Consider the following 24,743-nt stretch of genomic DNA (forward strand, 5'->3'; position numbering starts at 1 on the left):
ACCAAACCGTACCAAACTCCGAATGCCGGCAATTGTTATCCCGGGACGCAGTCAGTGGGTGATAACGTCCATTGGCAAGAGGGGAATAACCCAGACCGACAGCTAAGGCCCCCAAATCTAGTCTAAGTGAACACTAGAAAGGATGTGGCAGGTCATTGACAACCAGGAGGTTGGCTTAGAAGCAGCCATCCTTTAAAGAAAGCGTAATAGCTCACTGGTCAAGACAGGCCGCGCCGAAAATGTAACGGGGCTCAAGACTAGTGCCGAAGCTTCGGGTCATGCGCGTCAGGCGCGTATGGCGGTAGGGGAGCGTCCCAGTTGCAGCGAAGGTAGACTGAAAAGGCTGCTGGAGCGACTGGGAGTGCTGATGCCGAAATGAGTAGCGATAAAGGGGGTGAGAAACCCCCTCGCCGTAAACCCAAGGTTTCCTGGGTCAAGTTAATCTTCCCAGGGTTAGCCGGGTCCTAAGCCGAGGCCGAAAGGCGTAGGTGATGGCAAGCAGGTTAATATTCCTGCGCCATCTTGCAGACGTTGAACTGAGGGAGGACGGAGAAAGCTAGGCGAGCTGACCGGTGGTTGTGTCAGTCTAAAGACGTAGGGGTGTCGCGTACGAATAAAGGCGCGGCAGCTATCCCCGAGATCCCATGGCGCCCCGCAAGGGGTAAGTCGCTGATGCTCTGCTTCCAAGAAAAGTCCCGCAGGGAGTCTGCAGGGTGTCCGTACCGCAAACCGACACAGGTGGGTGAGGAGAAAATCCTAAGGCGCTTGAGAGAACTCTCCTCCAAGGAACTAGGCAAATTTCCACCGTAACTTCGGAAGAAGGTGGGCCTCTGGTAGGTGTAGGCGTACAGCCGAAGCCGAGAGAGGTTGCAGAGAAATGGCGGTAGCGACTGTTTACCAAAAACACAGGACTCTGCGAAGGCGACAAGCCGACGTATAGGGTCTGACTCCTGCCCGGTGCTGGAAGGTTAAGGGGATTCGTCAGCCGCAAGGTGAAGCGATGATCCGAAGCCCCAGTAAACGGCGGCCGTAACTATAACGGTCCTAAGGTAGCGAAATTCCTTGTCGGGTAAGTTCCGACCTGCACGAATGGAGTAACGACTTCCGCACTGTCTCGGAGAGGGACTCAGCGAAATTGAAATAGCTGTGCCGATGCAGTTTACCCGCAGCAAGACGGAAAGACCCCGTGAACCTTTACTACAACTTGACAGTGACACTAGGGATTGGCTGTGTAGGATAGGTGGGAGCCTTTGAAGCCGGGCCGCTAGGTTCGGTGGAGGCAACGGTGAAATACCACCCTGCTGATTTCTGGTGTCTAACCATGTCTCGTCAGCCGGGACTGGGACACTGTCTGGTGGGTAGTTTGACTGGGGCGGTCGCCTCCCAAAAAGTAACGGAGGCGCGCGATGGTTCCCTCAGCCCGATTGGAAACCGGGCGTCGAGTGCAATGGCATAAGGGAGCTTGACTGCGAGACCGACAGGTCGAGCAGGTGCGAAAGCAGGTCATAGTGATCCGGTGGTCCTGAATGGAAGGGCCATCGCTCAACGGATAAAAGGTACTCCGGGGATAACAGGCTTATCTCCCCCAAGAGTTCACATCGACGGGGAGGTTTGGCACCTCGATGTCGGCTCATCGCATCCTGGGGCTGGAGCAGGTCCCAAGGGTTTGGCTGTTCGCCAATTAAAGCGGTACGCGAGCTGGGTTCAAAACGTCGTGAGACAGTTTGGTCCCTATCTGCTGTGGGCGTAGGATACTTGAGAGGCTCTGACCTTAGTACGAGAGGACCGGGTTGGAGGCACCGCTGGTGTACCAGTTGTCTCGCCAGAGGCATCGCTGGGTAGCCATGTGCCGATTGGATAACCGCTGAAAGCATCTAAGCGGGAAACCGACCTCAAGACCAGGTATCCCGGGCGCAAGCCCCTGAAGACTCGTGGAAGACTACCACGTTGATAGGCTGGGTGTGTAAGCGCGGTAACGCGTTAAGCTAACCAGTACTAATAAGTCGAGCGGCTTACTTTCCCCTTTCTCTTGCATGCCCCAACCGGGGAGTAAGGGATTCGGGGCCAAGGCCGAGGCCAGGACGCGAAGCAAGGCGTCCGCCCGGAAGACAACAGCTGTTTCACTCTTCTTCTCAAAGAAGAGGCTTCACTCAAGCAGAAGCTTGCAACTTACCCTTCGTATGCACCGTCAATCGCTTTTCCGGTGGCAATGTCGGAGGGGTCACACCCGTTCCCATCCCGAACACGGAAGTTAAGCCCTCCAGAGCCGATGGTACTCCGCGGGAAACCGCGTGGGAGAGTAGGTCGCTGCCGGATTCTTTTTCAAGGAAAGCCCCTGGTGCCGAAAGGCGCCAGGGGCTTTCCGCTTTGCGGGCTGCCCCTGCCTCGCGCGAGCGTGCCCACCGCAAGGGCCGTCGCGGGCCCAGCGGGCCTCGCATGCGACGCCAGGCGGAAAGCCCGGAGCACCGCCACCCCGTGCGCGAAGCTGGGGGGACTGAGGCGGCTGGTGAATGTTTCCGTGCCGCGTGCGTGCTGTGGTGCCAATCAGGGCGCCACGTGCGTCCTGCGGCTCCCCACACCCCTGGCTGCGTCAGAGAACTTCTGATCGGAAGAGCTGCGCTTGGCGGTATCGCCGGGTTGGGGACAACGCGGCTGCCTTCCTGGAAGGCTCCGGGAGTGCTGCTGGACCGCTGCGGAGTGCCTGTCGCGGGCCGGGAGGGACATCGTGTTTCGTCCAGGTTCGACGGCCCTGTGGCCCCCCTGGGGCGCCGGGTTGTGGCGGATGGTGGCCCTTGGGGGCCAAGTTCTCGGATTCCTTGGGGAATCGCGTCATCGTGGATGTTTGACCGCCGTTGCCGCAGGATCTAGAGTCTCTTCTCCCCCCGGTCTGCGCACCGCCTGCCGCGGTCCGTACTCGCCGGCGCCGGGCAGCCCCGCGAGATGAAGAAGCCGACCTTCTTTGGGAAGTACCTGCTCCTTGAGCGCATCAACGTCGGCGGCATGGCCGAGGTCTTCATTGCGAAGGCCTTCGGCGTCGAGGGCTTCGAGCGCATCCTGGCCATCAAGAAGATCCTCCCGACGATGGCCGAGGATGACGAGTTCATCACGATGTTCATCGACGAGGCGCGGATCAGCGTTCAGCTGAACCACGCCAACATCGTGCACATCCACGAACTCGGAAAGCACGAGGACACCTACTTCATCGCGATGGAGTACGTGGCCGGCCGCGATGTGCGCACGCTCTTGGAGCGCTATCGCCGCCGCAAGGAGATCATGCCCACCGCCCAGGCGGTGTTCATCGTCTCCAAGATGTGTGAGGGCCTGGACTACGCCCACCGCAAGAAGGACGCGCGTGGCCAGGACCTGGGCATCATCCACCGTGACGTCTCTCCCCAGAACATCCTCGTGTCCTACGAGGGCGAGACGAAGATCATCGACTTTGGCATCGCCAAGGCCGCCAACCGGTCGCAGAAGACGCAGGCCGGCATCCTCAAGGGGAAGTTCGGTTACATGAGCCCGGAGCAGGTCCGGGGCATGCCCATCGACCGCCGCAGCGACATCTTCGCCGTCGGCGTGCTGCTGTACGAAATGCTCACCGGCGAGAAGCTCTTCGTCGGCGAGTCGGACTTCTCCACCCTGGAGAAGGTGCGCAACGCGGACATTCCGCTGCCTCGCGAGTTCAATCCGAACATCTCCGCGGGGCTGGAGAAGGTCGTCCTCAAGGCGCTCGCACGCGAGCCCGAGGACCGCTACCAGTGGGCGTCGGACCTGCAGGAAGACCTGATGCGCTTCCTCCTCGCGGGGGACGCCATCTATTCATCGAAGCACCTGTCCAGCTTCATGAAGGAGGCCTTCGCCGAGGACATGCTCCGCGAGGCGGAGAAGATGGAGCGCTATGCCTCCGTCGAGCGCCCGGACCAGATCGAACACTCCGGTGTGACGGTCCCGCCTCCAGCGGCGCCCCGGCCGACTTCGCAGAAGCGGCCCCCCGCGGCTTCGTCCGCCGGGTCCCCTGCGGGACGCGCCTCGACGGCACCCGCGCAGCCCACGCCTGGCTACATTCCCCCGCCTACCGCCGAGGAGCTGGCGGAGATGGATGGCGCGGCGGACAAGACGCAGATCGTGGACTCGACGCACACGTTCCGCGCGCCCGAAACCCGGATCGCCGACAGCAGCGTCGTGGTGGATGACAGCATCACGGGCCGCTCGGAAAACCCCATTGACCGGGCAGGACACCACACCAGCGCTTCACCTTTCGGGCGCGATGAGGGGCCCCGGGGCAAGAACAAGAGCGGCCCCAAGTCCCAGGTCATCATCGGGGATGAGGGCGGCGAGGCCTACGGCGGCGCCACGATGATTGGACCGGCTCCGACCGCGCCGCCCGCCCGTGCTCGCGGTGGATCCGCCGCGCCGGTGTTGGATCCTGAGGAAGAGGAGACCACGGGCAACATCACCGTCCCGGTGGGCTCCCGCCACAACGGGTTGCGCCCGCAGGCCGAGGCGGACGACGCCTACGATGACCCGGCGGATGAGTTCGAGCATCAGGACCAGGACGCCTACGACAGCGAGGCGCAGGACTCCGACGACCCACGCTACGACGATGAGCCCGACGGTCCGGCCACCATCCCGCAGAAGGGGTCGAAGCCGCCCAAGGTGGCTCCGCCCGCCAAGGCCGTGGCCAAGCCCAAACCCAAGCCCCAGGCGACGGGAGAGAAGAAGCCGATCCCCAAGCCCGCCATCATCGGTGCGGCCGCGCTGGTGGCCGTGCTGCTCGTCGGTGGCCTGGTGATGGCGGTTGGTGGCTCTTCCACGGGGTACGTCAACTTCGTCGTGAGGCCCACGAACGCCACGGTCCTGGTGGACGGGCAACCCGTGAAGGCAAACGAGGTGGTGGAGCTCTCCGAGGGCCTGCATCAGGTCAGCGCCTCCGCCCCGAACTTCAATCCCACGGAGCAGCAGGTCCAGGTCGTCGCAGGACAGGAGGCGAAAGTCGTCCCCCTGGTGCTGACGCCCAAGGTCGCGACCCCACCTCCCGCGCCGCCCGTGGCGCCGCCGCCCGTGGCCGAGAACAATCCTCCGCCGACCACGCCCGACGCTCCCCCGGACAAGCCGGTCGCCCCGGCAGCCCCGAAGACCTTCACCGCCGTGTTTGAAGGCCAGGACGGAGCGGAGATCACCGTGGACGGCAAGGCCCTGGGGAAGGTTCCCGGGGTTCGGCTCTCCGACCTGGAGGTCGGCAAGACGTACACCTTCACGGCGAAGCGGGAGGGCTTCAAGCCCTTCACGGGTGACTTCAAGTCTTCTGGTGACGCCGAGGTGGAGGTTGCCGTCAAGCTGGAGGCCGTGCCGCAGCCGCCTCCTGATACGACGCCCGCCCAGCCGAAGCAGCCGAAGCAGCCGAAGCCTACGCCCGTCGTCACCGCACCGCCGCCGAAGCCTCCCAAGCCGGCGCCGAGCAACGCGGTGGGGAAGTTCGCCTGCAGCACTTCCCCGGCCGGCGCTCAAATCTGGGTGGACGGGAAGAACACGGGGCGGGTCAGTCCCGTCCCGTTGGGCAACCCGCTCAGCCTGCCCGTGGGCAAGCGCAAGGTCGTCTTCAAGCTCAACGGCAAGTCGACCAAGCCCCAGGTCGTCGTCATCGAAGAGGGGAACGTTGCGAAGCTGATCAACGTCCCCGTGAGCTGAACGGGGGCGACCGACCAGAGGGCATGTTGAGCCCTCTGCGATTGTTGAGCAGGGATGTTGGGGGGCGGGCTATGACGCCTCGCCGCAGACGCTCCATCCGTTGAGGTGATGTGTCCATGAACACGACGTCCACTCGAGGCAAGCCCGACGCTGGCCCCGCGCAGCAGCCATTCACCTATCCGCTCCGCAAGGAGTTCGTGGAGCCCGATTGGCGGCGCATCCCGGGCTTCAAGGACGTCACGCAGGCGGAGTGGGAAAGCTCTGTCTGGCAGCGCAAGCACACCGTGAAGAACCTGCGGGAGCTGAAGGCGACGCTCGGGTCGCTGCTGCCGGATGACCTGGCGATGAGCATGGAGCTGGACCAGAAGGAGCGGGCGACGATGTCCATCCTCGTCCCTCCCCAGATGCTCAACACCATGAGCCTGGAGGACCTGTGGCAGGACCCCGTCCGCCGGTACATGCTGCCGGCGCTCGCGGATCGCCGCACCGACTGGGCCAACCACCCGCGCGCCAGCCGTGACAGCCTCCACGAGGCGGACATGTGGGTCGTCGAGGGCCTGACGCACCGCTATCCCACCAAGGTGCTGGCGGAGATGCTGCCCACCTGCCCGCAGTACTGCGGCCACTGCACCCGCATGGACCTGGTCGGCAACGACGTGCCCCAGGTGGCCAAGCACAAGTTCGCGACAGGCCAGAAGGAGCGCTACGAGCAGATGCTGGACTACCTGCGCCGCACGCCCACCGTGCGCGACGTGGTGGTGTCCGGCGGCGACATCGCGAACCTGCCCATCCAGGCGCTGGAGCCGTTCGTCAGCGCGCTGATGGACATCCCGAACATCCGGGACATCCGGCTCGCCAGCAAGGGGCTGATGGCCCTGCCGCAGCACTTCCTCCAGGACAGCGTCCTGCAGGGGCTGGACCGGCTGGCGAAGAAGGCCGTCGAGCGCGGCGTGGACCTGGCGTTGCACACCCACGTCAACCACGCGCAGCAACTGACGCCGTTGGTGGGCAAGGCGGTGCGCAAGCTGCTCGACATGGGCTTCCGGGACGTGCGCAATCAGGGCGTGTTGCTGCGCGGCGTGAACGACAGCTCCAAGGCCCTGTTGGACCTGTGCTTCACGCTGCTCGATCACGCGAAGATCCTGCCGTACTACTTCTACATGTGCGACATGATCCCCAACAGCGAGCACTGGCGGCTGTCGGTGGCGCAGGCGCAGAAGCTCCAGCACGACATCATGGGCTACATGCCGGGCTTCGCCACGCCGCGCATCGTCTGTGACGTGCCGTTCGTGGGCAAGCGCTGGATCCACCAGGTGGCCGAGTACGACCGCGAGCGCGGCATCTCCTACTGGACCAAGAACTACCGCACGAGCGTCGAAGCGAATGACGCCGAGGCGCTTGAGCGCAAGTACGAGTACTACGATCCCATCGACACGCTGCCGGAGTCCGGTCAGGCGTGGTGGCGGGAGCAGCCGAAGGCCGCGTGATGGATTCCTCCGTCGGCGCGGCGCCGCCCGTGTTCGCGCGCCCTTCGGTCAGTGCCGAAGGGCGGGCCCGGTTGTTCCCCTCCGCGACGGATGCGGAGTGGGGTGATTGGCGCTGGCAGCAGCGGCATGCGGTGCGCAACCTGGAGCAGCTCGAGCGATACGTGCGCTTGACCCCCGACGAGCGCGCCGGCGTGCAGGAGACGTCCTCCCTGTTCCGCGTGGGGATCAGCCCCTACTACCTGTCGCTCATCGATCCGGATCATGCGTCATGTCCGGTGCGCATGCAGTCCATCCCCGTGCGGGCCGAGGCCCGCGTGCGGCCCGGTGAGCTGGAGGATCCGCTTGGCGAGGACAAGACCCGCCCGGAGGAGTGCATCGTCCACAAGTATCCGGACCGGGTGCTGTTCCTGGCCATCGATACGTGTTCGGTCTACTGCCGCCACTGCACCCGGCGCCGCATCACCAAGGGCGGCGAGGCGGAGCTGACCAAGGACCAGATGCGCCGGGGCATCGACTACGTGCGCAATCATCCCGAGGTGCGCGACGTGCTCATCTCCGGAGGGGATCCGTTCCTGCTGGGGGAGGAGCGACTGGAGTCGCTGCTCGGGCCGTTGAGTGAGATTCCGCATGTGGAGATGATCCGCATCGGGACGCGGGTGCCAGTGGTGCTGCCCATGCGGGTGACGGATTCGCTCGCGCGCCTGCTTCGCCGCCATGCGCCCGTCTACGTCATCACCCATTTCAACCACCCCAAGGAAGTGACTCCCGAGGCCCGGGAGGCGTGCGAGCGGCTGGTGGACCATGGCGTGCCCGTGGAGAACCAGGCCGTGTTGATGCGGCAGCTCAATTCGGATGCGCGGATCATCAAGGAGCTGTCCCACAAGCTCCTGCGCAGCCGCGTGCGGCCGTACTACCTGCACCAGATGGACGTCGCCGAAGGGTGCGAGCACCTGCGCACGCCCATCGCCAAGGGGTTGGAGATCCTCCAGCAGCTTCGCGGGCACACCACCGGGCTGGCCGTGCCGCACCTGGCGGTGGACCTTCCGGGCGGGGGCGGGAAGGTCACCCTTCAGCCCGACTACGTCATCGAGCGCGGCCAGCGGGAGACCCTGTTCCGCAACTACAAGGGCGAGACGTACGCCTACCCCGAACCGGAGGAGACCGACTGCTCCTGTCCGTACGACGAGGTGTGGCAGGCCCGTTCGCGGGAGCTGGCTTCGCAGGGCCGCTGAGGTCCGTGCCTGTTTGGCCCGCGTGCTTCGTTCACGCGGGCTGAGCAGGAGGCGTCGGGCGTGCTACTGACCGCGACGGGCGGACTTCGACGCCTTCCGGCCAGGTGAGGCCGGCGCGGCGGCCGCCGCACCCCCGACGTCCACGGGCGGCCCGGACTCCAGGTTGGCGTCGACGTCGACGGAGACCTCCGCTCCCTCCGCGGATTCCAGCTCCACGGGCTCCGCGTCGCTGAAGCCCTGCTGGATGTGGACCTCCTGGTCACCGGCGGCGCGCTTCTTCTCCTCGGCTTCCTGGTCGGCCTTGGCCTTGTCCTCGAGGCGCTTGTCCTCGTTGGCGGCGCGGGCGTTGTCTTCGGGCGACATCCTCGCGGTGTAGCCGGCGTACTCCTTCGCGGAGATGCCGTGCTTCTCCATGACCTTGGCGGCTTCCGCCTGCTGATCGCGGATGGACTGTCCGCGCTCCGCGTTGCTCATCTCCGACGGCTTCCGGTTGCCGTAGGTCGCTTCCACCTTCGTCTGTGCCGCGGCTTCGTCGCGACGGATGGCCGCCACCTTCTCGGGCGACAGGCCCTCGTCTTCCGCGAGGACGGGCGTTGCCAGCAGGAGCGACGAAGCAGCGAGCAACAGGGAGAGGCGGGTGGTCATGGCGAGGCTCCTGAGTCGGACCCATCATAGGCATGGAGCCACGGGGGACGCATGGGCGAGCGTCTCCCGGTGGGCGGTTCCATCGCGTCCGGGGGCTCAGCCGCCCTGACACCGCGCGCAGCCGTCTCCCGCGCCCGCGCATTGCTCCCGCGCCTGTGCGCAGCGGGGCGGCAGGTCGTCGCGATCCGTGTTCCGGTCCACGAGGCCGCAGAGCTGCTCGGCCGTGGCACAGGTCTTCGTGGAGACGTCGCACTGCTCCGCGCAGTCCAGGTCATCCTGCTGCTCGCGGGCCCGGAGTTCATCCAATCGCGCCGTGGCTCCGTCGATGGCCGCGTCGTCGTTCCCGGCCACCCGGGTGTCCACGTGCTTCGCGCAGCCCGCCCATCCGATTCCCACGACCAGGATTGCCACCCACGATCCGGTTGCTCGCATGCCCTACCCATATGCGTCCGCTCCCGGCGCCGTCCAGCCACCGGGGCGCTCATGCTGGGCCCACCCACGGCTCGGAGTCCCCAGGGTGCTCCCGGCCAGGTCCTGCCCCCCTGAGACTCGGGCGGGTCCGACAACGGGCCCGTGTAGAGCATGGCGGTTGGGATGGGCCGGTACGGGGCAAGACGGCAGTTGGGCCCGGCCGGCAACGATCCGGTCGGGGGAGCGGTGGGGGCCCTCCTTGTCACCCTGACTTCCACGGGGGGCCTGTCGACGCCCTGGCTTGCCGTGGCCCTGGGGCTGTCGCTCCCGGTGGGTCAGCGGCGCTCCGGGGAGCGCATGCGGCGTTCGGGCCGGGGTTCCGGGTCCGGAGGACGGGTCCAGTACAGCCAGGCGGTCAGGGCGAGGAGCGCGGCCACGGCCAGCCTCCGCAGCCACTCCTCCCGGGCCCTTCCAGGTGAGTCCGCGTCCGCCCTCGCGGCCTGCTCCAGCGCGGCCTCCATCTGGGGGCCCAGCTCCTGCAAACGCCGGCACACCTGGGCCACGGGGGCCAGGGCCACTGGCACCGGGGCGCTGTCCTTCTCAAGGGCCGCGGCCAGCATGCGTTCCCAGGCAGCGGCTTCCTCCGCTCCCTCCGGTTCCCTCGCGGGCGGGGCCGCGCGTCGGGCCAGCGCCACGCCAGCGCGCAACAGCAGCACCGAGAAGGCTTCCGTGGTGATTCCATACCAGGTCGCGCACTCGGCGAGCGAGCGCCGCTCGACGAGACGGCGGATCAACACGGCGGCCATGCGCGGCTCCAATCCACGGAGGGCCGTGCCGAGGGCTTCGGTGGACAGGCGGGAGGCGTCAGGTCCGGAGGCGGTCACTCGGCGTCCATTCTGCGGCATCCGCCTGGGGTTTTCGCGGGCCTCGGCGGCCACTCGGCGGCGATGGGGCGATTCGCCCCTGGGTGGCGGTTCCCTCGGGCGGCCCCTTGGGTCGGTTGATTTCTTGAGGCGGATCGCCACGCCCCTACACTGTTCAACCATGTTGCAACGTGTGGCACTGCTGCTGCTCCTGCTCGCCTCGTCGCGGGCGTTCGCCGTGGAGACGATGCGCATTGCCATGGATGACCCCGGGAACGAGGTCCGCGTGAGCGGTCGCGGCCTTGGCTTCGGACCCGACGCCGAGGATGGGACCTTCGTGGCCATTGGCGCGGGACAGGCCACCGTGCGCCGTCGGAGCGGGCGGCTGGAGGTCAACGGGGCCCCCGTGATGGGTGACGCCGTCCGCTTTCGCGGGGGACTGGCCGCCCTGGACGCGGGCGGACCCGGCAACGAGCCCCTCAAGGCCGGCAACTCGCAGGTGCGCGGCGACGTCGTCGTCCGCCTCTTCCGCGACAGCCTCCAGCTCATCAACGTCATCCCCCTGGAGGACTACCTGGCGGCGGTGCTCGGCAGCGAGATGCCGGTGTCCTTCCCCCTGGAGGCCCTCAAGGCCCAGGCCGTCGCGGCTCGCACCTACGCGTTGCAGAAGAAGCTGGATGCGTACGGCGCCGCCTTCCACATGGGCAGCAGCGTGCTCCATCAGGTGTACGGCGGCGTCAATCGCGAGGACGTCAAGACGCGCGCCGCGGTCGAGGCCACCCGCGGGGAGGTGCTGACGTACGACCTGGCCCCCATCGAGGCGTACTTCCACGCCTCCTGCGGCGGCCACACCGAATCCGGCCAGGACGCGCTCGGACGGAACCTGCCCTACCTCAAGCCCGTCGACTGCCCGTGCGGCAAGCTGCCCGCCAGCCGCTGGTCCGCGACCCTCTCCGAGGGCGAGCTGCGCAAGGCCCTGAAGTCCTCTCCCGATGGCATGCGCGTCACCGGCCGCACCGCCACGCGCCGGGTCACGCGCGTGACGCTCGCGGATGGCTCCTCCGTGGACGGCGTGCAGTTCCGGCGCAGGCTGGGCTACACGCGGCTCAAGAGCCTGGACTTCGAGGTGGAGGCCTCCAGCAAGGGCTACTTGTTCACCGGGCGCGGCTACGGCCACGGCGCGGGCCTCTGCCAGTGGGGCGCCAAGGCGCTCGCCGACAAGGGCAAGGGGTATCGGGAGATCCTCTCGCACTACTACCCGGGCGCCGAGTTCCAGCAGCTCTACTGAACTCCGTTGTCGCGCCCCGCATGGTTCCGCGTGGGCGCGGGGACTGCTACAAGCGCTGCCCCCGTGTCGTCCCTCCTCTCCGACTACGATTTCGAGCTCCCCGAGGCGCAGATCGCCCAGGCGCCGCTGCCCCACCGGGACGCGTCGCGCCTGATGGTCGTCAGCCGCGCCACCGGCGCGTGGAGCCATCAGCACTTCACCGACCTCGTGGACCTGCTGCGCGACGGCGACCTGCTCGTCCTCAACGACGCGCGCGTCATCCCCGCCCGCCTGCTGGGCCAGAAGTCCGGCACCGGAGGCCGCGTCGAGTTGCTGGTCGTCCGTCCCGCCGCGACCTCCACGCTGACCTCCGCCGCGCTGGGCGGCGCGCCCGAGGCGCTGGAGTGGGTCTGCCTGGGCCAGGCCTCCAAGGGCCTCAAGCCCGGTCAGGGGCTCACCTTCGCCGGAGGCCTGTCCGCCGAGGTCCTGGAGGCGCTGGGGGGAGGGGAGTACCGGGTGCGCTTCCTGGCGGCCCCGGGCGCCTCGCTGGCCTCGCTGCTGGACGCGGCCGGCCGGCTGCCCCTGCCGCCCTACATCACCCGTGAGCCCGCCGCCGCGGACGCCGAGCGCTATCAGACCGTGTACGCGCGCGCGTCCGGCGCCGTGGCCGCGCCCACCGCGGGACTGCACTTCACCGACGCCGTGTTCGCGCGCCTCGCGGCCCGGGGCATCTCGCGCGTGGAGGTGACGCTCGACGTGGGGCCCGGCACCTTCCTCCCCGTGCGCGAGGAGGTGCTGGACAAGCACCACATGCACCCGGAGCGCTTCACCGTGCCGGAGGCCACCGCCGCCGCCGTGAACGCCGCGAAGGCGGAGGGGCGCCGGGTGGTCGCGGTGGGCACCACCGTGGTGCGCACGCTGGAGTCCGCCACCGACCCCCAGACGGGCCGGCTGCGCTCCGGGCCCGGCGAGACGGCGATGTTCATCCGCCCCGGCTATGTCTTCCAACAGGTGGACGTGCTCCTCACGAACTTCCACCTCCCGCGCTCCACGCTGGTGATGCTGGTGAGCGCGCTCCTGGGCCGTGAGCGCACGCTCGCCGCGTACCAGGAGGCCGTGCGCGCGGGCTACCGGTTCTTCAGTTACGGCGATGCCATGTTGGTGAAGGAGTGAGTGCCGTGGTCGACGAGCAGCGCAAGGAGAAGGGCGATACCCGCGTGCCCCCGGGGCTGGTGCGCTTCGAGCTGTTGCACGAGGACACCGGCACCAAGGCGCGCCGCGGCCGGCTGCACACGCCCCACGGCCCCATTGAAACGCCCATCTTCATGCCCGTGGGCACCGTGGGCAGCGTCAAGGGCGTGGGCCCCGACGACCTGGTCAACCTGGATGCGCAGATCATCCTGGGCAACACCTACCACCTGATGCTGCGCCCCGGAGAGCCGCTCATCCAGGAGATGGGCGGCCTGCACCGCTTCATCTCGTGGGACCGGCCCATGCTCACCGACAGCGGCGGCTTCCAGGTGTTCAGCCTGTCGGAGAAGCGGAAGATCACCGAGGAGGGCGCCGCGTTCCAGTCGCACCTGGATGGCTCGCGCCACTCGCTGTCGCCGGAGCGCTCCATCGCCATCCAGGAGACGCTGGGCGCGGACGTCATCATGGCGTTCGACGAGTGCCCCCCGTCCACCGAGGACCGGCCCTACCTGGAGAAGTCCCTGGCCCGCACCACGCGCTGGCTGCACCGGTGCGTGAAGGCGTGGAGCCGCGAGCGCTCGTCGCTCTTCGGCATCGTGCAGGGGGGCCTGCACGAGGACCTGCGCAAGCGCCACGCGGAGGAGATCTGCGCGGTGGACCTGCCCGGGTACGCGCTGGGCGGCTACTCCGTGGGGGAGGCCCCGGAGGCGATGCACGCGGGCGTGGCCTACTCCGCGCCGCTGCTGCCCCGCGACCGTCCGCGCTACCTGATGGGGGTGGGGACGCCGCTGGACCTGGTGACGTGCGTGGAGCAGGGCGTGGACATGTTCGACTGTGTGCTGCCTACACGGTGCGCCAGGAACGGCCTGCTCTTCACCTCCGAGGGCAAGCTGGTCATCCGCAACGCGGCCTACGCCAAGGACCCCCGGCCGGTGGACCCGGCGTGCTCCTGCTACACCTGCCGGACCTTCAGCCGGGCCTACCTGCGGCACCTGTTCGCGGCGGGGGAGATCCTCGCGATGCGCCTCAACACGCTGCACAACCTGCACTACTTCCTCACCCTGATGGCGGATGTGCGCCGCGCCATCACCGAGGACCGGTTCGCGACGTTCGCGAAGGACTTCCGGGCCCGTGCCCACGCCCAGGAGGCCGAGCGGACCCGTGGTCGGTGAGCGACCAACGGGATTGCCGCGCTTCCGGCGTTCACTTGCTCACATGGGGCGCCCTTGCTAAGAGGCCACCCTTTCGGATGTTTTGCCCCCACCCGCAGGACGGGGGCGGGCACACAGGCTTTCTGTTTCCGAATCCTCCCTTCAAACCACGAGGCCGTGAGTGGCTGACAGTTTCCTGATTCTCGCGCAGGCCGGGGCGGGTTCCCCCCTGGGGACCTTCGGCTTCCTCGCCGTGCTGGTGGCCATCATGTACTTCGTGATGATCCGTCCCCAGCAGAAGCAGCTCAAGGAGCACCGGGCCCTGCTGGCGGGGCTGAAGAAGGGGGATGACGTCGTGACGTCTGGCGGCATCCTCGGGCGCATCCACCAGGTGGATGACAGCACGGTGACCGTGGAGATCGCCAGCGGCGTGCGCGTGCGCGTGCTGAAGACGGCGGTCAGCGCGAAGGGGACCGTTCCGGTGGCTGCGGCCCCGACGGCGACCCCCGTCGAGAAGAAGGAGGAGAAGTAAATGGACCGCGGCTGGTATTGGAAGTTCGGGATGATCGTCGCGGTGACGCTGGGAACGCTCTGGTTCCTCGTCCCCACGTACTACTCGCTGGTGGTGTTGGATCGCGCCGAGCGCAACAACATCGCCGTGCTGGAGCAGCGGCTGCCCGCGTGGGCGCCTCCCGCGAAGTACCGCCTCAACCTGGGGCTGGACCTGCAGGGCGGCATCCACATGGTCATGCGCGTGGACACCAAGACGGCCCTGCAGAAGCGCACCGAGCGCCGCGGGCAGCAGATCGCCACGTACGTCAACGACAAGAAGCTGGGCGAGGTGACGGCGGACACGGATCCGGAGCGGCTGGAGCTCACGCTGACGGCCAAGGATCCGGCGACGATGGACGCCATCCAGAAGGAGGTGCTGGCCACCTTCACGGACTTCACCCTGGAGTCCCGCAACGGCGGCACGCTGGTGCTCAAGCCGGACGAGGGCCAGGTGAACCGCTTCCGCGATGAGGCCGTGGACCAGGCGATGCTCGTCATCCGCCGCCGCATCGACAAGTGGGGCGTGGCGGAAGTGGACGTGCGCAAGCTGGGCACCGACTCCATCCAGATCTCCCTGCCGGGCCGCAGCAACCCGGAGCAGGCGAAGGAGCTGGTGGGCACCACCGCGCAGCTGGAGTTCCGGATGGTGGACGACACCAACCCCCAGGTGTTCGCGCAGATGATCACCCAGAGCCCGCCCCCGGAGGAGAGCAAGATCACGCTCGTGGACGACGGGGGCTTCCCGCAGCTGTCCTCGCCCAACCGCGAGGCGCTGCTGGCGTACGCCAAGGACAAGGCGCCGGAGGGCCGCGACGTGCTCACCGAGTGCGTGGCGAACCCGGTGAAGAAGAACGACTGCATCGCGTACCGCAGCTTCCTGGTGGACAAGAACGTGCCGCTGACCGGTGAGAGCCTGTCGGGCGCGGACGCGTCCGTCAGCCAGATGAACGAGCCGGAGGTGAACATCTCCTTCGACCCGGCGGGCGCTCGCGAGTTCGAGAAGCTCACCGAGGCGGGCGTGGGCCGGCGCATGGCCATCGTGCTGGACGACAACGTGCACACCGCGCCGAACATCAACGAGAAGATTGGCGGCGGTCGCGCGCGCATCACCATGGGCCGCGCGGGCTCTCGCAGCTTCGAGGAGTGGCTGGGCGAGGCGCAGACGCTGGCGCTGGTGCTCAAGGCGGGCGCGCTGCCCGCGCCGGTGACGGTGGGAGAAATCCGTCAGGTGGGCGCGACGCTGGGCGACGAGCTCATCAAGAAGGGCAGCCTGGCCGCGGTGGTGGGACTGGCGCTCGTCATCGTCTTCATGGCCATCTACTACCGCAAGGCCGGCATCATCGCGGACGTGGCGCTGCTGCTCAACGGCCTGCTCATCCTGGCGGGCCTGGCCTTCTTCAACGCCACGCTGACGTTGCCGGGCATCGCGGGGTTCGTGCTGACGCTGGGCATCGCGGTGGACGCGAACGTGCTCATCAACGAGCGCATCCGCGAGGAGCTGGCCAACGGGAAGACCGCGCGCGCGGCGGTGGACCAGGGCTACGACCGCGCCTTCTGGACCATCTTCGACGCGCACGTGACGACGCTCATCGCCGGCTTCATCCTGTTCTTCACCGGAACGGGTCCCGTCCGCGGCTTCGCCACCACGCTCATCGTGGGTCTGGTGGCGTCGCTGTTCACGTCCATCGTCGTGACGCGCGTCATCACGACCTACTTCGTCCACGGCCGCAATGCGCAGTCGGTGTCGGTCTAACCGGCGCAGGCGCCACGGGAACCCGCCATGCAGATTCTCAAGCACAAGACGAACTTCGACTTCATCAGCAAGCGCAAGCCGGCGCTCTTCATCTCCACGCTCCTCAACCTGGCCATCCTCGTGGGCATCGCGACGGTGGGCTTCAACTTCGGCGTGGACTTCGCCGGCGGCACGGTGGTGGAGCTGAAGTACAACTCGCCCACCACCGAGGAGCAGGTGCGCGAGCGCGCGCAGGCCGGCGGTCTGCACGACGTGACCGTCCAGCGGGTGGGCTCGGCCAACGAGAACACCTTCCTGCTGCGCATGGGCGGCGTCACGCAGCTCACGGAGGAGAACGCCGAGCGCGCCAAGGTCGCCATCCAGGGCCTGGGCGAGACGCGCAGCGTCTACGCGGACATGGCGAACGGCATCGTCAACTTCCGCTCCGCGCAGCCCATGTCCGCCGAAGCGGTGAAGAAGGCCGTGGAGGGCGCCGGCATCGGTGTGCAGGAGGTGCGTGACCTGGGCGCGAACCAGGGCGGCAACGGCTTCGACTACCAGGTCGTCGCGAGCGGCATGGCGGACAAGGTGTTCGCCGCGCTGGGCGCCGGCATGGAGAAGCCGGACTTCGAGCAGCGCCGCGTGGACTACGTGGGTCCGCAGGTGGGCAAGCAGCTGCGCAACCGCGGCGTCATGGCGCTGCTGTACTCCATGGTCGCGATCCTCATCTACGTGGCGTTCCGGTTCGACTTCAAGTTCGGTCCGGGCGCGCTGCTCGCGATGCTCCACGACGTCACCATGGTCGCGGGCTACTACCTGGTGAGTCAGCGCGAGTTCAACCTCACGTCCATCGCCGCGCTGCTCACCATCGTGGGCTACTCGGTGAACGACACCATCGTCATCTACGACCGCATCCGCGAGGACATGGTGAAGTACAAGGGCAAGGGCATGCCGGAGATCATCAACATCGCCGTCAACGACACGCTGGGCCGCACCATCCTCACCTCCGGCGTGACGGCGCTGTCGCTCATCGGTCTGCTCATCTTCGGCGTGGGGGAGATCTTCGACTTCGCCATGGCGATGCTGGTGGGCATCCTGGTGGGCACGTACTCGTCCGTGTACATCGCCAGCCCGGTGGTCATCTGGCTGGACGAGCGCGCGGCGCAGCGCGAGGCGCACTCAGGCGCCAAGCAGGAGCCGAACGCGGCCTGAGCCGTCCCGGTGTCCTGATGCAAGAGAGGGCCCTCCTTCCCCCGTGGAAGCGAGGGCCTTCGCTTTTTCGCTAGAAGCGCGCGCCCAGCGTGAGCGACGCGTCCATCAGCCCGCCGCCGTCGTCGTTCGCCGCGGCGTCCGCGAAGTCCTGGTCGATGAGCACGCGGTAGGTGCCGCGCACGCCGGCGGTGAGGCCCCCGGTGTTGAACTCCAGGCCCACCGCGAGCGGCACCTCCTCCATCAGGTCCGAGTCGTAGAGGCCCGCGCCCGCGCCGCGCACGTCCACGTAGGACAGGCCCAGGCCCACGCCCGCGAAGGGGCGCACCGCGGTCAGGAAGGGCGGCGACACCTTGATGAGCGCGCTGCCGCCGTTGCGCACCAGCGAAGGTCCGTCGAAGAGGCGCGTGTCGCTCACCTTGTTCTGCGAGCCCTCATAGCCGACCTCCAGGCCCAGGAAGGTGGTGGGCTGGACGTTGAGCGTCAGGCCCCACTGCGGGCCCGTGCTGGACAGCTCCCCCAGGGCGCCCGTGTAGTCCCCCACGCCGCCCTTCAGGAACACGTTCACGTCCCCCTGCTTCTTCTCCGCGAGCGCGCTCCCCGCGCCCAGCAGCGGGAAGAGCAGGGCGCCGCACTGGAGGGTTCTTCGAAGCATGCGCGACCTCTCTGTCCGGTGGTGTGCTTCCAAGCTGGGCACCGCGCACCCGCCGTGCAGGTTGGAGGCAGGAGGGCGGCCGAGCGCACGTCTGAACAACCGTACAGGAGGGAGATGTGAGAGGAAGGGTTGCCCTGCCAGGGTCGGACGTCTGAGGTACTGTCCTTCTCCATGCGGTGGTTGCTTCCAGACGTCGTTGAGCAGGAGGTCGGGTTGCTGGCGGGAGAGCTCTCGCTGCACCCGTTGGCGGCGAGGGTGTTGCTGCATCGCGGCTACCGGACGCCGGAGGCGGCGTCGGCCTTCCTGTCGGACCGGTTGGCGGACCTGCCGGACCCGTTCCGGATGAAGGGCATGACGGGCGCGGTGGAGCGCATCCTCCGCGCGCTGCGCCTCAAGGAGAAGGTGACGCTCTACGGGGACTACGACGTGGACGGCGTCAGCTCCACGTCGCTCATGTACCTGTTCCTGAAGGAGCTGGGCGCCACCCCGGCCACGTACATCCCGCACCGGCTGGATGAAGGCTACGGCCTCAACCTGGGCGCGGTGGAGCGCATCGCGCAGGACGGCACGCGCCTGCTGGTGACGCTGGACTGCGGCATCACGTCCGTGGCGGAGATTGCCCGCGCGCGGGAGATGGGCTTGGACGTCGTCGTGGTGGACCACCACACGGTGCCGCCCACGCTGCCGCCCGCGGTGGCGGTGCTCAACCCGCACCAGCCCGGCTGCGAGTACCCCACGAAGGTGCTGTGCGCGGCCGGGGTGGCCTTCAACCTCTGCATGGGGCTGCGCAAGCGCCTGCGCGACGACGGCTTCTTCGCCACGCGCAAGGAGCCCAACCTCAAGTCGCTGATGGACCTGGTGGCGCTGGCCACCGTGGCGGACGTGGTGCCGCTCACCGGCGCCAACCGCATCCTCGTGGCGCACGGCCTCCAGGAGCTGTCCCAGGGCCGCCGCCCCGGCATCCGCGCGCTGAAGGAGGTGGCCGGGCTGGAGCCGGACGCCACCGTCACGGCGGGGCAGGTGGGCTTCCGCCTGGGGCCCCGCATCAACGCCGCCGGACGCCTGCACGACGCGTCGCTGGGCCTCCAGCTGCTGTGCGCGGACTCCGTGGAGGCGGCGCGCTCGCTGGCGCAGGTGCTGGATCGCGCGAACGCGGAGCGCCAGGGCATCGAGAGCAGCATCCTCACGCAGGCGCTGGCGCAGGCGGAGGAGCACCGGGACGCGCGCGGGCTGGTGCTCTACGACGAGGGCTGGCACCCGGGCGTCATCGGCATCGTCGCGTCGCGCGTGGTGGAGCGCTACCACCGGCCCACGGTGATGGTGGGCGTGAAGGACGGGGTGGGGAAGGGCTCGGCGCGCAGCATCGAGGCGTTCCACCTGTACGACGCGCTCACCGGCTGTTCGGACCTGCTCACTCGCTACGGCGGGCACAAGCACGCCGCCGGCCTCACCGTGGACGCGGGGAACCTGCCCGCCTTCCGCGAGGCCTTCGAGAAGATCGCCTTCCAGCGCCTGTCGCCCGAGGACCTGATTCCGCGCTGCCGCGTGGACGCGGTGGTGAACCCCCGCGACCTGGACGCCTCCGCGGTGGAGTCGCTCCAGCGGCTGGGGCCCTTCGGTCAGGGCAACCCGGAGCCGGTGCTGGTGCTGCGGGGCCAGACGGCGCGCCCGCGCGTGCTGCCCGCGAAGTCCGGCGTCAGCGGCGCCGGGCACCTCAAGCTCGCGCTGCTGGACGCGCCGGAGCTGGACGCCATCGGCTTCGGCATGGCGGATCGCGTGTCGATGGTGGAGGGGCCGGTGGACCTGGCCTTCCAGGCCGGCTTCGACACCTTCCGGGGACAGCGCAAGCTGTCGCTGCGCCTCAAGGACCTGCGTCAGGCGGCGTGAAGCCGCCTGCCATCTACGCAAGCCCCCAGCGGACCCGGCCCGGTGACATCAGCGCGCCGGCCCGCGCCAGCTCGTTGAGACGGAAGCGCTCCGCCTGACGCTCGAAGGCGGTGCGGCAGCCCTCCGAACAGAAGAAGTACCGGCGCTTCTTGTACTCCGATGACGGATTGCCCTCCGGGGCCTCCAGTTGCCTGCCGCACACGGGGTCCCAGTGCTTGCCCTGCCCCTGTTCCTGAACGCCCTTCATCTTCCACCTCCAGCCCTACGCCCCTGACTCCCCCACCCGGCGCGGATGTAAGCAGGGTGCATGCCAGCGGCCCACCTCCTTGGAACGCCAAGCAAGGAGGTGGGACGGGGCGGACGGGGCGGGAAGAAAGTTCAGCCCCCGCTTCCGGCCTCCCTGGAGGGAAGGGGGGCGGGGGGCTGGGAGGTCCGCTCAGAAGCCGACGCCAGCGCTGCCGCCCACGAAGAAGTCGTTGGCGTAGCCCCGGCGCAGGCCCATGGCCTCGATGCGCAGGGTGAGGTGCAGGTTGCGCGAGAGGGCGGGCCGCCCGCGCAGGCCGATGCCGTACTGGATGACGGGCTTGAGGCCGTTCACCTTCGTCTCGGTGTCGCCCACGGTGATGCCGGTGTTCTGGTAGGCGATGCCGCCGCCGGCCTGCGCGTAGATGCCGAAGGCGGACTGCCCGAAGCGCAACAGGTAGGCGGGCGCGAGGGTGAAGTAGTGAAGCCGCGTGTCCCCCTTGATGAAATCCGTGCCGTCACTGAGGCTGCCGTAGAGCCACCGCAGGTCGGCGAAGAGGGCCTCGCGCAGGGGTTCATTGTCGAGCGAGCGGCCGAACTCCCAGGTGGCGCGCACGCCCACCGCGGGCCGGTTGTCGGAGAAGTCACCGCGGGCGCTGTCCACCAGGAGCATGCCGGCGCCCAGCTCCACCGCGACGCCCAGGTTGGGGTCGTCCAGGCGGGAGAGCTTGTTGAAGCCGTCGTCGTTCTCGAGCTCGGAGGCCTCGCGGAACTCGTCGGTTTCGTCCACCAGCTTGCGACGTCGCTCGTAGGCTTCGTCATCGTCCTGCCGGGCCTTGTCCGCGGCGCGGGCGGCTTCGTCGTCCGGATAGGCGTACGGGTCGTCCTCGTCGGACTGGGCGAGCGCGGGAGCCGCGAGGAGCAGGCCGCCAGCGAGGCAGGCCTTGAGCAGGGTGTTCAAGGGAGCGGGCCTCATTCGGTGACGATGCTCGGGCAGGTGGAGCCCGCCGCCGTGCTGGGCGGGCAGTAGTTGTCGATGATGAGTTGTTCGCGCGGGATCCGCAGGTGGTCCACGAACTCGTTGCACACCGCCTTGCGCAGCTCCAGGTCCCCGATGTGGCCGATGATGGCCAGCGCCGGCACGGCCAGACTGAACCGCTCCTGGTTGGGCAGGAAGCGCTGGGTGAGCTGGAAGATGCCGGGGTTGCTTTCGTTCGTGTCGTAGTAGGCGGCGACGACGGCGCGCTGGAGCACCGCCTCCTGTCCGGAGGCGCGGCCCGCCTGGTAGAGCGCGGTCGCCAGCAGCGTGCCGACCTTGTACTCGTTGCCCCTGGCCGAGAAGGTGTTCACGTCCTGGCCCACCAGGCTGTTGTAGAGATCCTGGCTCATGCAGCGGTCCGAGCGCGACAGGTCCCGCTCGTCCGTGATGGCGGAGAAGGGGCCGTTGTCGAAGGTGGTGGAGAGGAAGCGCGGATCACACCCGCTGGGGCTGCGGCAGGTGGCCCCGTAGGCGTGGTAGTCCGCGAGCCCCTCGTCGAAGGACTTGAGCACGTTGGCGCCCAGGCTGGGGCTCTGCTGGGACCAGACGATCAACGCCTCCGGCAGCGACTGGGTGGCGTACGCCAGGCGGTTGAAGACCAGGTGCGAGTACTCGTGCGCCATCACGGCCGCGTTGAGCGGCAGGGGCGCGCGCTGGATCTGCTCGAACGGCAGCACCAGGAACGACTGGAGGATGGGGTAGAAGATGGCGTTGTCGCGCGCCGGCTCCTTGCTGGTCTGCGCGATGATGAATTCCGGGAAGTAGTAGAGCGTGGGGACCGGCTCGAACTCGGCCACCTTCACGTTCCCGACGGTGCGGAAGTACTCGTTGGCGCGCTCGAGGTTGTAATACGAGGTCGCCATGTTCCAGGTGTGGAAGTCCGCGGGCCACAGGACGTCCTCGCCCGTGGTGGGGTCCGGCTGGGTGATGTAGCTGGCCTTCACGTCGTGGCCGGCCTTCTTGAGCAGCACCTCCGCGATGGTGTCCTCCGTCGCGTTGCCGAGCGCCGGATCATTCACGTCGATGACGATGCGGGCGCCCCCTTGCAGGTCGCCGACGGAGCCCTTGAGCCCGACGATGTCCTCGATGGTGGTGAGTTCGACCTGGGTGGGGACGTATTGGCCGTTGCTGGAGCGGGAGAGGACGGAGACCTTGACGGGCGCCTCGCTGTCCGGCGCGCAGCCAGAGGCCAGCAGTCCCAGCCCGACGGCGGCGGTGATGACTGTTCGGAGCATGACTCCGTTTTACTCCGGACCGCCCAGAACGTGTATTCCCCTCCGGGTGTGAGCAGGCTCGAGGCTCCGCCGGTCCGTCTTCCGGCCCGTCCCGCTGGGGGCCACGGCAGGCCCACGCACCCGGACGGGCTCCCCCGGGCGCACCGCCTGGCGGGCGGCCAGCACGCGGGCCCACCCCGGGTGGGATTCCTTGACGCGCTGTTTCCTCGATCCGCTATGGTGCCCGGCCTTCCTTCACGAACAAAACGCAGGCGGTCTCCATGGCGGTCCCGTTCATCTCCGAGGTCAAGCGTACCCATACCTGCGGTCAGCTCACGGCCGCGAACGTCGGCGAAGAGGTCGTCCTCTTCGGCTGGGTGCACAACCGCCGCGACCACGGCGGCGCGGTGTTCATCGACCTGCGGGACCGCGAGGGGCTGACGCAGGTGGTGTTCGAGCCGGACAGCAAGGAGGCCCATGACATCGCGGGCAGCCTGCGCCTGGAGTTCTGCGTCGGCATCAAGGGCAAGGTGCTGTCGCGCGGCAAGAACGTGAACCCGAAGATGAAGACGGGGGAGATCGAGGTGAAGGCCTCGGACCTGACCATCTTCAACCGTTCGGAGCCCACGCCGTTCCTCATCGAGGACAACGTGGACACGTCCGAGGAGAAGCGGCTGTCGCACCGTTACCTGGACCTGCGCCGGGGGCCCCTGCAGCGCACGCTGATGACGCGCTCGAAGATGAACGCGCTCACCCGTCAGTACATGAACGGGAACAGCTTCCTGGAGCTGGAGACGCCCTTCATGGGCAAGTACACGCCGGGCGGCGCGCGCAACTTCCTGGTGCCCAGCCGGCTGAACCCGGGCAAGTTCTACGCGCTGGCGGAGAGCCCGCAGCTGTACAAGCAGCTGTTCATGGTCGCGGGCTTCGACCGGTACTTCCAGATCGTGAAGTGCTTCCGCGACGAGGACCTGCGCCTGGACCGGCAGCCGGAGTTCACGCAGATCGACGTGGAGATGAGCTTCGTCACCCAGGACGACATCTTCACCATCATCGAAGGGCTGCTGAAGAAGCTGTGGGGCGAGGTGCTGGGCCTGGACATCCCCACGCCGTTCCAGCGGATGGACTTCTACGAGTCCATGGCGAAGTACGGCAACGACAAGCCGGACCTGCGGTTCGGCCTGGAGCACATCGTGCTCACCGACCTCATCCGGGAGCATGGCGCCCAGGGCGGCGTGCCCATGATGTGGGACGCGGTGCAGGAGAAGGGCATCGTCAAGGCGATGGTCGTCCCGGCGGAGAAGGCGCTGTCCCGCGCGGAGAGCGACAAGCTGGAGGACTTCGCGAAGCAGGCGGGCGCGAAGGGCCTGGCGCGCGCGAAGGTGGGCGAGGGCGGCGAGTGGACCCAGTCCCCGCTGTCCAAGACCATCACGCCGGCGCTGCGGCTGGCCATCAACCAGGCGTGCAACGCGAAGCCGGGCGACCTCTTGCTGTTCCAGTTCGGCCGCGAGTCGCTGGTGCACACGGTGATGGCGAACCTGCGCGTGCACGTGGCGAAGAAGCTGGGCCTCATCCCCGAGTACGGCAGCGGCGGCCAGTGGAAGTTCCTCTGGGTCGTGAACCCGCCCCTCTTCGAGTTCGACGAGGACACGAACACCTGGGCGGCGGCGCACCACGCCTTCACCCGTCCGCACGACGAGGACGTGCCGTTCCTGCTGACGGATCCGGGCCGCGTGAAGTGCCACCGCTACGACGTGGTGCTCAACGGCTTCGAGATCGGCGGCGGCTCCATCCGCCTGCATGATCCGAAGGTGCAGTCGGAGGTGTTCCAGGCGCTGGGCATCCAGGAGGAGGAGGCGCGCACGAAGTTCGGCTTCCTGCTGGACGCGCTCAAGTTCGGCGCGCCCCCGCACGGTGGCATCGCGCTGGGCATGGACCGGCTGGTGATGCTGCTGACGGGCGCGGAGTCCCTGCGCGACGTGATCCCCTTCCCCAAGACGAAGACGGGCACCGACACGATGACGGGCGCGCCCGGCGACGTGGACGAGAAGCAGCTGCGCGAGCTGCACGTGCGCACCGTGCCGCTGCCGCAGAAGTAGTCAGCACCGCCTTCCGAAGGCCCCCCGTCCCGCGTGTCCGCGCGGGACGGCGCGGGGTCCTGTCGTGAGCACCAGGCCCCGGCCCGTGACGCCCGGTGGTGGACACCCCGGGCGCCCCTTCGTCCTTCGCCTCACCCCACGCCCCTCCAGGAGGCCGGGATGGGTGCCGGGAAGGTGACGG

General features: G+C 67.9%; 18 protein-coding genes and 2 rRNA genes (1 of these 20 only partly in view). 13 read left to right on the forward strand and 7 right to left on the reverse strand.

What is annotated here, in order from left to right:
* From OV207_RS08870 to OV207_RS08890, 5 genes are all read left to right on the forward strand, one after another.
* Window positions 1-2,020, forward strand: a 23S ribosomal RNA gene (locus tag OV207_RS08870); it begins 948 nt to the left of the window's first position.
* Window positions 2,021-2,199: 179 nt separating this feature from the next.
* Window positions 2,200-2,316 (forward strand): 5S ribosomal RNA (rrf, locus tag OV207_RS08875).
* Window positions 2,317-2,940: 624 nt separating this feature from the next.
* Entirely contained in the window at window positions 2,941-5,685 is a 2,745-nt protein-coding gene (locus OV207_RS08880) for a serine/threonine-protein kinase (protein ID WP_267554186.1), read from the forward strand.
* A 116-nt stretch (window positions 5,686-5,801) separates the two neighbouring features.
* Window positions 5,802-7,172, forward strand: a complete 1,371-nt coding sequence (locus OV207_RS08885) for a KamA family radical SAM protein (protein ID WP_193430229.1) — start codon at window positions 5,802-5,804, stop codon at window positions 7,170-7,172.
* Window positions 7,172-8,404 (forward strand): KamA family radical SAM protein, encoded by a 1,233-nt coding sequence (locus OV207_RS08890; protein WP_193430230.1) that lies wholly within the window; start codon window positions 7,172-7,174, stop codon window positions 8,402-8,404. The genes OV207_RS08885 and OV207_RS08890 overlap by 1 nt, the downstream gene beginning before the upstream one ends.
* Before the next feature lie 63 nt (window positions 8,405-8,467).
* Here the strand turns inward: OV207_RS08890 and OV207_RS08895 are convergent, their stop codons facing one another.
* From OV207_RS08895 to OV207_RS08905, 3 genes are all read right to left on the reverse strand, one after another.
* The gene (locus tag OV207_RS08895) at window positions 8,468-9,049 is read right to left on the reverse strand and encodes a hypothetical protein (protein WP_227028054.1); all 582 of its coding nucleotides are present in this window, start codon (window positions 9,047-9,049) and stop codon (window positions 8,468-8,470) included.
* Between the two features lie 96 nt (window positions 9,050-9,145).
* The gene (locus OV207_RS08900) at window positions 9,146-9,445 is read right to left on the reverse strand and encodes a hypothetical protein (RefSeq protein WP_324291508.1); all 300 of its coding nucleotides are present in this window, start codon (window positions 9,443-9,445) and stop codon (window positions 9,146-9,148) included.
* 350 nt (window positions 9,446-9,795) lie between these two features.
* The gene (locus OV207_RS08905) at window positions 9,796-10,266 is read right to left on the reverse strand and encodes a hypothetical protein (RefSeq protein ID WP_267554193.1); all 471 of its coding nucleotides are present in this window, start codon (window positions 10,264-10,266) and stop codon (window positions 9,796-9,798) included.
* A gap of 238 nt (window positions 10,267-10,504) precedes the next feature.
* On the opposite strand from OV207_RS08905, the gene OV207_RS08910 reads away from it, so the two are divergent.
* The 6 genes from OV207_RS08910 (at window position 10,505) to secF (ending at window position 17,428) form a co-directional block, all read left to right on the forward strand.
* On the forward strand, window positions 10,505-11,611 hold the full coding sequence (locus OV207_RS08910) for a SpoIID/LytB domain-containing protein (protein WP_267554195.1): 1,107 nt from the start codon (window positions 10,505-10,507) through the stop codon (window positions 11,609-11,611).
* 63 nt (window positions 11,612-11,674) lie between these two features.
* Window positions 11,675-12,763 carry a tRNA preQ1(34) S-adenosylmethionine ribosyltransferase-isomerase QueA gene (queA, locus tag OV207_RS08915; RefSeq protein WP_267554197.1) on the forward strand — a complete coding sequence of 363 codons (1,089 nt, stop codon included), beginning with the start codon at window positions 11,675-11,677 and terminating at the stop codon, window positions 12,761-12,763.
* Between the two features lie 56 nt (window positions 12,764-12,819).
* Complete coding sequence (gene tgt, locus OV207_RS08920; RefSeq protein WP_420715195.1) at window positions 12,820-13,953, forward strand: tRNA guanosine(34) transglycosylase Tgt; 1,134 nt, start codon at window positions 12,820-12,822, stop codon at window positions 13,951-13,953.
* Between the two features lie 160 nt (window positions 13,954-14,113).
* Window positions 14,114-14,464 (forward strand): preprotein translocase subunit YajC, encoded by a 351-nt coding sequence (gene yajC, locus OV207_RS08925; protein ID WP_267554201.1) that lies wholly within the window; start codon window positions 14,114-14,116, stop codon window positions 14,462-14,464.
* On the forward strand, window positions 14,465-16,237 hold the full coding sequence (gene secD / locus OV207_RS08930) for a protein translocase subunit SecD (protein WP_267554202.1): 1,773 nt from the start codon (window positions 14,465-14,467) through the stop codon (window positions 16,235-16,237).
* Window positions 16,238-16,264: 27 nt separating this feature from the next.
* A complete protein-coding gene (gene secF, locus OV207_RS08935; protein ID WP_267554203.1) occupies window positions 16,265-17,428 on the forward strand; it encodes a protein translocase subunit SecF in 1,164 nt (387 codons plus the stop codon).
* A gap of 70 nt (window positions 17,429-17,498) precedes the next feature.
* Here secF and OV207_RS08940 read toward each other — a convergent pair whose 3' ends face one another.
* A complete protein-coding gene (locus OV207_RS08940) occupies window positions 17,499-18,080 on the reverse strand; it encodes an outer membrane beta-barrel protein (protein ID WP_193430239.1) in 582 nt (193 codons plus the stop codon).
* A gap of 171 nt (window positions 18,081-18,251) precedes the next feature.
* On the opposite strand from OV207_RS08940, the gene recJ reads away from it, so the two are divergent.
* Window positions 18,252-19,967 (forward strand): single-stranded-DNA-specific exonuclease RecJ, encoded by a 1,716-nt coding sequence (gene recJ, locus OV207_RS08945; protein ID WP_193430240.1) that lies wholly within the window; start codon window positions 18,252-18,254, stop codon window positions 19,965-19,967.
* Window positions 19,968-19,980: 13 nt separating this feature from the next.
* Here recJ and OV207_RS08950 read toward each other — a convergent pair whose 3' ends face one another.
* The 3 genes from OV207_RS08950 to OV207_RS08960 form a co-directional block, all read right to left on the reverse strand.
* Window positions 19,981-20,214, reverse strand: coding sequence for a YHS domain-containing protein (locus OV207_RS08950; protein ID WP_193430241.1), 234 nt, complete (start codon window positions 20,212-20,214; stop codon window positions 19,981-19,983).
* A gap of 189 nt (window positions 20,215-20,403) precedes the next feature.
* Window positions 20,404-21,171, reverse strand: coding sequence for a hypothetical protein (locus OV207_RS08955; protein WP_324291509.1), 768 nt, complete (start codon window positions 21,169-21,171; stop codon window positions 20,404-20,406).
* Window positions 21,172-21,182: 11 nt separating this feature from the next.
* On the reverse strand, window positions 21,183-22,484 hold the full coding sequence (locus OV207_RS08960) for a hypothetical protein (RefSeq protein WP_267554208.1): 1,302 nt from the start codon (window positions 22,482-22,484) through the stop codon (window positions 21,183-21,185).
* 260 nt (window positions 22,485-22,744) lie between these two features.
* Between OV207_RS08960 and aspS the strand changes: the two genes are divergently transcribed.
* Window positions 22,745-24,562, forward strand: a complete 1,818-nt coding sequence (gene aspS, locus OV207_RS08965) for an aspartate--tRNA ligase (RefSeq protein ID WP_193430244.1) — start codon at window positions 22,745-22,747, stop codon at window positions 24,560-24,562.
* Window positions 24,563-24,743 lie beyond the last annotated feature (181 nt).

It is taken from the genome of Corallococcus sp. BB11-1, from assembly GCF_026626625.1.
Classification (GTDB): Bacteria; Myxococcota; Myxococcia; order Myxococcales; family Myxococcaceae; genus Corallococcus; species Corallococcus soli.

Coding starts and splice junctions, on each gene's coding strand:
- OV207_RS08880 (WP_267554186.1), top strand. CDS start 2,941: ATGAAGAAGCCGACCTTCTTTGGGAAGTACCTGCTCCTTGAGCGCATC.
- secF (WP_267554203.1), top strand. CDS start 16,265: ATGCAGATTCTCAAGCACAAGACGAACTTCGACTTCATCAGCAAGCGC.
- OV207_RS08910 (WP_267554195.1), top strand. CDS start 10,505: ATGTTGCAACGTGTGGCACTGCTGCTGCTCCTGCTCGCCTCGTCGCGG.
- OV207_RS08890 (WP_193430230.1), top strand. CDS start 7,172: ATGGATTCCTCCGTCGGCGCGGCGCCGCCCGTGTTCGCGCGCCCTTCG.
- OV207_RS08895 (WP_227028054.1), bottom strand. CDS start 9,049: ATGACCACCCGCCTCTCCCTGTTGCTCGCTGCTTCGTCGCTCCTGCTG.
- OV207_RS08940 (WP_193430239.1), bottom strand. CDS start 18,080: ATGCTTCGAAGAACCCTCCAGTGCGGCGCCCTGCTCTTCCCGCTGCTG.
- secD (WP_267554202.1), top strand. CDS start 14,465: ATGGACCGCGGCTGGTATTGGAAGTTCGGGATGATCGTCGCGGTGACG.
- OV207_RS08960 (WP_267554208.1), bottom strand. CDS start 22,484: ATGCTCCGAACAGTCATCACCGCCGCCGTCGGGCTGGGACTGCTGGCC.
- OV207_RS08950 (WP_193430241.1), bottom strand. CDS start 20,214: ATGAAGGGCGTTCAGGAACAGGGGCAGGGCAAGCACTGGGACCCCGTG.
- OV207_RS08905 (WP_267554193.1), bottom strand. CDS start 10,266: ATGGCCGCCGTGTTGATCCGCCGTCTCGTCGAGCGGCGCTCGCTCGCC.
- OV207_RS08885 (WP_193430229.1), top strand. CDS start 5,802: ATGAACACGACGTCCACTCGAGGCAAGCCCGACGCTGGCCCCGCGCAG.
- aspS (WP_193430244.1), top strand. CDS start 22,745: ATGGCGGTCCCGTTCATCTCCGAGGTCAAGCGTACCCATACCTGCGGT.
- recJ (WP_193430240.1), top strand. CDS start 18,252: ATGCGGTGGTTGCTTCCAGACGTCGTTGAGCAGGAGGTCGGGTTGCTG.